Origin of the sequence: Vibrio sp. V03_P4A6T147 (assembly GCF_002241085.1) — a bacterium.
GTDB classification, from domain to species: Bacteria; Pseudomonadota; Gammaproteobacteria; order Enterobacterales; family Vibrionaceae; genus Vibrio; species Vibrio anguillarum.
In genome coordinates this window covers 1-7634 of the sequence record NZ_NDIO01000112.1, presented here as the reverse complement: position 1 = coordinate 7634, position 7634 = coordinate 1, and the positions used below count along the sequence as shown (strand labels likewise).

Sequence of the window (7634 nt, the reverse complement as noted above, 5' to 3'; positions counted from 1 at the left end):
TATTGAATTATTACGATGAGGTGAGCTGTGAATGTGTGGATTTTGCTACAAGGTTTTGGATTAGGTGCAACGATGATTATTCCTATTGGTGCACAAAATGCCTATGTGCTAAACCAAGGAATTAAGCGCAATCACCACTTAACGACGGCGACCATCTGTAGTCTACTGGATGTGATTTTTATTTCTCTGGGTATATTTGGTGGCGGTGCCCTACTCTCAAGTAACGAAATCTTACTGACCTCGGTTACCTTAGGCGGTGTCGCTTTTCTCTCATTTTATGGATTTATTTCTTTAAGGAGTGCCTTCACTTCAACAAGCATTAATGAATCGGATGGCGAAGTGATCGCACGTGGTAAACGAACGGTTATTTTGGGCGCGTTAGCCGTTACTGTGCTTAACCCACATTTATACTTAGATACGGTTGTGATTTTGGGATCGATTGGTGGTCAGTTTGAAGGCCATGATCGCATCGCGTTTGCGCTAGGAACCATGATGGCCTCTTTTGTATGGTTTTATTCTTTATCAATTGGTGCTGCGAAACTGGGGCCGACGCTCTCAAAGCCTAACGTGAAGAAAGGAATAGACATGGCCGTGGCTGCAATGATGTTTAGCATCGCCTTTATCCTTGCAAAAGGGCTGGCAATTCAATATCTGGTGTAAGTGTATAACCAACAAAAAGAAAGGGCATGAACTGAATAATCATTTCATGCCCTTTTCACTTGATTGAAAATGAATTAATTCATTTTATTCAGATGAACATCCATTTGTGGGAATGGGATCTCAATACCTTCTTTATCCAACTCTTCTTTGATGGCTTGTAACAAATCAAAATAAACAGCCCAATACTCTGCCGTTTTCACCCAAGGGCGAACCACAAAATTGACTGAAGAATCGGCCAAGGCCATTACACCAATAGTCGGTGCAGGATCTTTCAACAAACGAGGCTCTGCCGCGACTACTTTAGCCAGCACTTCCTTGGTTTTTTGCAGATTGGACTTATAAGAAACACCAATCACCAAATCAATACGACGAGTGTCATGGCGTGAATAGTTAACAATTGGGCCACTGATGATCGAACCATTAGGCACAATCACCATTTTATTGTCAGGCGTGCGCAGTACTGTTGAAAAAATTTGAATCGATTCAACCGATCCAGCAGTACCACTCACTTCCACGTAATCACCGGATTTAAATGGGCGGAATGCCACAATCAAAACGCCCGCAGCAAAGTTTGATAGGGAGCCTTGTAGCGCTAAACCAACCGCCAAACCAGCCGCACCGATAATGGCCACAACAGAAGCGGTTTGCACACCAATGCGACCTAAAGCGGCAATTAATACCACCACAAATAGCGTATAACGGACTAGACCATGAACAAACTCAACAACTGCTTTGTCCATGTCTTTCTTTTTCAGAGCCTTGGCAACACTTCCAGCCACAGCTTTAACAACAATGTTACCGATAAATAGGATCAGAATAGCGGAAATAATATTGACGCCGTATTGTATCAAAAGATCTGAATTATTGGTCAGCCAAGTATTGGCTTGCGCTAAACCATCGACTAATGGAGCTTCGATGCCCATTGATTCACCTGACATATTGCATTTCCTCTTTATAAAATCATTTTGAATGTTGTTACCACTGAACATCAAAGACAAAAAACGACTGACAGCAGAGTGTCAGTTTTTTGGCACAATATCTCACTTTGGTTATGTTGCAAAGTCAGTTTTATGTAAACACTGACAAAACAAATAGTTACTTGGAAGCATTGATATGAGCTTGTTAGAGGTTAAGCAATATTTTAACAATCCGCCAGTCATTTTGTCTGAATCTCGGCCATAAAAAAACCCGCTCATTGAGCGGGTTCATCACTTAGTCCAGATAAATGAACTTATAGTACGTCGATCGCATTAAGGTCAGCGAAGGCTTTCTCTAAACGAGCAACCATCGATGCTTGACCAGCACGTAGCCATACGCGTGGATCGTAGTATTTCTTGTTTGGCGCAGATTCACCCGTAGGGTTACCAATTTGACCTTGTAGGTAATCATGGTTTTCAGCTTCGTACTGACGGATACCGTCCCAAGTTGCCCACTGAGTATCAGTATCGATGTTCATTTTGATAACACCATAGCTGATTGACTCTTTGATCTCGGCTTCAGAAGAACCAGAACCACCGTGGAATACGAAGTTTAGAGAGTTCGCTGGAAGGCCAAATTTCTCAGAAACATACGCTTGTGAATCACGTAGGATAGTTGGAGTCAGTACCACGTTACCCGCTTGGTAAACACCGTGTACGTTACCGAAAGAAGCTGCGATAGTGAAACGGTGGCTCACTGCGCTCAATTTCTCGTAAGCGTAAGCTACGTCTTCAGGAGAAGTGTACAGCTCAGATGAATCCATGTCTGAGTTGTCTACGCCGTCTTCTTCGCCACCAGTACAACCCAGTTCGATCTCGATAGTCATACCCATTTTAGCCATACGCTCTAGGTATTTCGCACAAGTTTCAACGTTCTCTTCTAGAGACTCTTCAGAAAGGTCTAGCATATGAGAAGAGAATAGAGGCTTACCAGTTTGAGCGAAGAACTCTTCGCCTGCGTCTAGTAGACCGTCGATCCAAGGAAGTAGTTTCTTCGCAGCGTGATCAGTGTGAAGAATAACAGGCACACCGTAAGTTTCTGCTACAGCGTGAACATATTTCGCGCCAGCAACCGCACCTAGGATTTGTGCACCTTGACCAGCAAGTTTAACGCCTTTACCAGCAAAGAAAGCCGCGCCACCGTTAGAGAACTGAACAACCACTGGCGCTTTCACTTTAGATGCAGCTTCAAGAACCGCATTGATAGAGTCAGTGTTCACTACGTTTACTGCAGGAAGAGCAAAGTTATTTTGTTTTGCAACTTCAAATACTTTCTGTACGTCATCGCCAGAAATTACGCCTGGTTTTACGAAATCGAAGATCTTAGACATGGATTTGATCCTATTTTTTCTATCGTTTTAAAAATAAAACAGTTAAGTTTAAATTCTTGCAAACGTTTGCTCACAACTGGCGTCATTCTATCAGAATAAAAACACACGTGCAGCAAACAAGAAAGCGGGAATCACTCCCGCTTTCATTAGTCATTAAGCTTTCGCGCGTGCTTCTAGCATTTCAACCGCTGGTAGTACTTTACCTTCAACAAACTCAAGGAATGCACCGCCGCCAGTAGAGATGTAAGATACGTCGGCTTTGATACCGAACTTGTCGATTGCCGCTAGTGTGTCACCACCACCAGCCACTGAGAAACCTGCAGATTTCGCAATCGCTTCAGAGATACCTTTTGTACCTGCTTCGAAGTTTTTGAATTCAAATACGCCAACAGGACCGTTCCATAGAATGGTTTTTGCGTTAGCGATGATTTCAGCCAGTTGCGCGGTTGAGTCTGGACCTAGGTCGAAAATCATATCGTCATCTTGAACATCCGCCACGTTTTTGATTTCCGCTTCTGCGTTTTCATCAAAGGCTTTTGCACAAGCAACATCTGTTGCTACTGGAATAGAACACTCTTTCATCAACTTTTTAGCCGTTTCAAGCAAGTCTGCTTCATATAGAGACTTACCTACGTTGTGGCCTGCTGCTGCGATGAAAGTGTTAGCAATACCACCGCCAACAACCAGTTGGTCAGCAATTTTAGATAGCGATTCTAGAACCGTTAGTTTAGTAGACACTTTTGAGCCACCAACGATAGCCACTAATGGACGCTCTGGGTTATCCATGGCTTTGCCTAGTGCTTCAAGTTCTGCTGCCAATAGTGGACCAGCACAAGCGATAGGTGCTTGCATACCAATGCCGTGAGTTGAGGCTTGTGCACGGTGAGCCGTACCAAATGCATCCATCACAAATACGTCACAAAGAGCGGCGTACTTTTTAGATAGTTCTTCTTCGTTCTTTTTCTCGCCTTTGTTAAAGCGAACGTTTTCTAAAACAACAAGCTCACCTGCGTTTAGCTCTAGGCCATCTAGGTAATCTTTTGCCAGTTTTACTTCGCAATCTAGCGCGTCGTTCAGGTAATTAACCACTGGTAGTAGAGAGAACTCTTCCGCGTATTCGCCTTCAGTTGGACGACCTAGGTGAGAAGTAACCATCACTTTAGCGCCCGCCGCTAGGCAGTGCTGAATTGTTGGTAGCGATGCAAGAATACGTGCATCAGAAGTTACTTTGCCATCTTTCACTGGTACGTTTAGGTCAGCACGGATAAATACGCGTTTACCTGCTAGGTCCAGGTCGGTCATCTTGATTACAGACATGGTTTGTCCTCTCAAATATTAATAAATAAAGTTTTTGGAAACCCGGCAACCTTGCCGAGCCTATAAATTCTTCAAACTGGTTATCGATATGGAGATTTGAGTTATTTATTTCAAGCCTAAAAATAAATAAATCTCCATCATCCTGCTACTACTCGGATGCTTGCATTGCGAGTGCCGTATCCAGCATGCGATTCGCAAAGCCCCATTCGTTATCACACCAAACGAGCATTTTAACAAGCTGCCCGTTGCTCACTCTTGTTTGTGAACCATCAACAATCGCACTATGGGGATCGTGGTTAAAATCGATGGAAACAAGCGGAGCTTCAGTATAGTCAACAATGCCACGTAATGTACACTGAGATGCGTTAACAATGGTTTGATTTACGTCATTAACTTTCACATTTGTATTAATTGTGACACTCAAATCCATCGCGGTGACATTAACTGTCGGTACGCGCACTGATATCGCTTCAAATTTGTTAGAAAATTTCGGAAAGATCCTTTCAATTCCTTTGTGCAACTTGGTGTCCACTGGAATGATGGATTGGCTTGCGGAACGTGTTCGACGCAAATCGGTGTGGTAGGCATCGATCACTTGTTGATCATTCATTGACGAGTGAATGGTGGTAATGGTTCCTGAATCGATACCAAACGCTTCATCAAGCACTTTAATAATCGGTACAATGCAATTGGTGGTACAGGATCCGTTTGACACAATGCGGTGTTCTGCGGTTAGCGTCTCATGGTTGACCCCATAAATGATTGTATTATCGAGATCATGTGAGCCGGGATGTGAAAAGAGTACCTTCTTTGCACCTGCCTCAATGTGCTCCAAACCATCGGCTTTTGAGCCGTACACACCCGTGCAGTCGAGCACAATATCAACGCCTAAATCGCGCCATGGCAGAAGTTTGATTTCACTAAGGTGCAAAATTCGAATCGAGTCATACTCATCCAGCCCATGATGAACATAGATATGCTCTTGATCATTGGTGATCTTTTTACCAAATCGACCATGAGTAGTGTCGTATTGCAGTAGGTGCGCCATGGCATCAGGTAGCGCCAGCTCATTCACCGCCACCACTTTTATCTGCTGACTTTTTCCACTTTCATATATCGCACGCAGCACGTTGCGCCCGATACGCCCAAAACCATTGATCGCGACTTTAAGCATCATTCCATCGTCTTAACTTTTTTCGTGGTACAGATAGTAACCGATAGCGACCAAGAGCAACACCCCAAGCCATCAGTTGTCGCAAAAGATTCTGTTTCTAAACGGACTCAAGGTACAAGCAACAGCGGCTACGACAAGAAAGATGTCCATAAAAAATGGCTCACCAAACGGGAGCCATTTCATTTGCGGTATTGATGGTTTAAAAGTTAACGTCAATACCTAACCAATAACGACGTCCATCTTCTACATAGCCATATTCTTGGTATGAAATTTCTTCATCGAGTAGATTGTAAATCGCACCTTTCAAGCTTACTTGAGAAGAAAGCGCGTAAGTGATGCCAGTATCGATGAACTGATAAGCTGGCTCAATCAAGCTGCTACGAGAAGGGCCAGTGACTGGGTTGCTCTCTTTTCCACGATAAGTCAGCTTCAACCAACTGCTCAAATTGTCAGTCGCTTGCCAATCAATATCAGCGCTGAAGCGATGTTCAGGTTGTTGCTCAAGTGGCATACCTTGATATTTTCCGGTTTTTTGCTCTGAGTCAGTAAAGGTATAACTCGCGTTGAAATAAACCGTTTCTGTGATAGGTAAACCGAGCGTACCTTCGACCCCACGCGTGTACGCTTCATCAACGTTCACTCGATAAGTGGGATCAGAGCCCCACTCGTTCGGACCTGCAGTACAGACGTTGATTGGGCACACAACACGGGTAATTTTGTCTTTGAAATCATTATGGAAGAAAGTCAAACTCGCGTTAAGACCCGCTCCATTTTGGTACATCAACCCCAACTCTTTGTTAATCGAGGTTTCGGGTTTTAAGTCTGGATTACCGTAAATATTACCGCCTTGACTCACCTGCGCCCAATTTGGCGTGACTTCTCTGAGCTGCGGTGAACGGAAACCCGTTGCCACGCCACCTTTCAGAATCCACGCTGGATTGATGGTCCACACGCCATACGCTCTTGGGCTAAAATGAGAACCATAATTTTCATCGTGGTCAACACGGCCACCTAAGGTTAGGTTAAACGACTCGGTCATGCGCCACTCGTCTTCAACAAACGCCGCCCATTGAGTGCTTTCAATCTGAGTTAAATCAGAGGCTTTATTTGAGGTGAAATCTTCTAACTTTGAATGTGAAGCCTCAATGCCTACGGTTGCTGTATTGTTAGTCAATGGCACCACTAAGCTTGATTTAGCTACCGTATTGATGATTTCCATTTCACGGCTTTTATTGTGACTTACTTCACGTTGGACATAAGTATCCGACACACCATAGTCGCCCCAATCCCCTTGGTGAGAAAGGGAAATATAGGTTCTACGGTATTCGTTTAAGCTGTCTTCGCACCCACCTTTACAACCTGTCGTTGGCACGGATAACCCTACATTGCCTCGGCGATCTTGTGCGGAAGTACCCACTTCAAAAGTCAGATCATGCTGCTCATTAAGTTGGTAGTTCAACTTTGAAGTTAAACTTTTTAAGCTTTTGTCTTGGTAGCCACGTTCAATCTTATCTTCATCGCGTTCGGTACTCTGTCCATAAACTTGCAGAGAAAGATTGTCGGCCAGTGGCCCTGTCAGGAAGAAGTTGACGCTGTTCTGATCGCCAGAATCGCGATTTTCTTGGAAAACCGTATCCAACTGAACACTGCCTGACCACTCTTGATTATCTTTTCGTGTGATGATGTTGATCACACCACCAATGGCATCTGAGCCATACAAAGTCGACATTGGGCCACGAATCACTTCAATTCGTTCAATGGCTTGCAGTGGTGGCATCCATCCCTGCTCAATACCTGGGCCATCACTATTTGGTCGAGTTTGACGTGAAGATTGACGCTTACCATCGACTAACATCAAAGTGTAGTTTGAACTCATACCGCGCAAGCTAATGTCTGTTTTATCACCACCTCCAGTCACCAACACGCCCGGCACACTGCGCAGTGCATCGGTTACATCACGATAATAACGTGATTGCAACTCTTCTCGTGTAATCACACTGATACTCGCTGGAGCCTGCGCTTGTGTTTGTTCAAAACCAGCCGCCGTCACCACTAATTTCTCATAAGATTGAATTTCTTCAGCGAAAACGTGTGATGAGGTGAATAACCCGAGCGCCGCAGTAATTGCAACATTCAGCGGATTGAGTCTGGACATGTACCACCCCTTTAAATGAT

Annotated in this window: 6 protein-coding genes; 1 reads left to right on the top strand and 5 read right to left on the bottom strand. The window is 44.2% G+C overall.

Features of this window, described 5'->3' with window-relative positions; all coding sequences use genetic code 11:
* Positions 1-27: 27 nt before the first annotated feature.
* Positions 28-660, top strand: a complete 633-nt coding sequence (locus tag B9J84_RS04440; RefSeq protein WP_094123623.1) for a LysE/ArgO family amino acid transporter — start codon at positions 28-30, stop codon at positions 658-660.
* Positions 661-734: 74 nt separating this feature from the next.
* On the opposite strand, the gene mscS is transcribed toward B9J84_RS04440, so the two are convergent.
* The 5 genes from mscS to B9J84_RS04410 form a co-directional block, all read right to left on the bottom strand.
* Positions 735-1598 (bottom strand): small-conductance mechanosensitive channel MscS, encoded by an 864-nt coding sequence (gene mscS, locus B9J84_RS04435; protein WP_026028483.1) that lies wholly within the window; start codon positions 1596-1598, stop codon positions 735-737.
* Between the two features lie 293 nt (positions 1599-1891).
* On the bottom strand, positions 1892-2968 hold the full coding sequence (gene fbaA, locus B9J84_RS04430) for a class II fructose-bisphosphate aldolase (protein WP_013857804.1): 1077 nt from the start codon (positions 2966-2968) through the stop codon (positions 1892-1894).
* Between the two features lie 153 nt (positions 2969-3121).
* Positions 3122-4285, bottom strand: a complete 1164-nt coding sequence (locus B9J84_RS04420; protein ID WP_026027969.1) for a phosphoglycerate kinase — start codon at positions 4283-4285, stop codon at positions 3122-3124.
* A 148-nt stretch (positions 4286-4433) separates the two neighbouring features.
* The gene (gene epd, locus B9J84_RS04415) at positions 4434-5459 is read right to left on the bottom strand and encodes an erythrose-4-phosphate dehydrogenase (protein ID WP_026027970.1); all 1026 of its coding nucleotides are present in this window, start codon (positions 5457-5459) and stop codon (positions 4434-4436) included.
* Positions 5460-5658: 199 nt separating this feature from the next.
* Positions 5659-7614, bottom strand: a complete 1956-nt coding sequence (locus B9J84_RS04410; protein WP_094123622.1) for a ligand-gated channel protein — start codon at positions 7612-7614, stop codon at positions 5659-5661.
* Positions 7615-7634: the final 20 nt, after the last annotated feature.

What these genes read in the sequence shown, in the direction of transcription:
- mscS (WP_026028483.1), bottom strand. Translation starts at nt 1,598, where the DNA reads ATGTCAGGTGAATCAATGGGCATCGAAGCTCCATTAGTCGATGGTTTA.
- fbaA (WP_013857804.1), bottom strand. Translation starts at nt 2,968, where the DNA reads ATGTCTAAGATCTTCGATTTCGTAAAACCAGGCGTAATTTCTGGCGAT.
- B9J84_RS04420 (WP_026027969.1), bottom strand. Translation starts at nt 4,285, where the DNA reads ATGTCTGTAATCAAGATGACCGACCTGGACCTAGCAGGTAAACGCGTA.
- epd (WP_026027970.1), bottom strand. Translation starts at nt 5,459, where the DNA reads ATGCTTAAAGTCGCGATCAATGGTTTTGGGCGTATCGGGCGCAACGTG.
- B9J84_RS04410 (WP_094123622.1), bottom strand. Translation starts at nt 7,614, where the DNA reads ATGTCCAGACTCAATCCGCTGAATGTTGCAATTACTGCGGCGCTCGGG.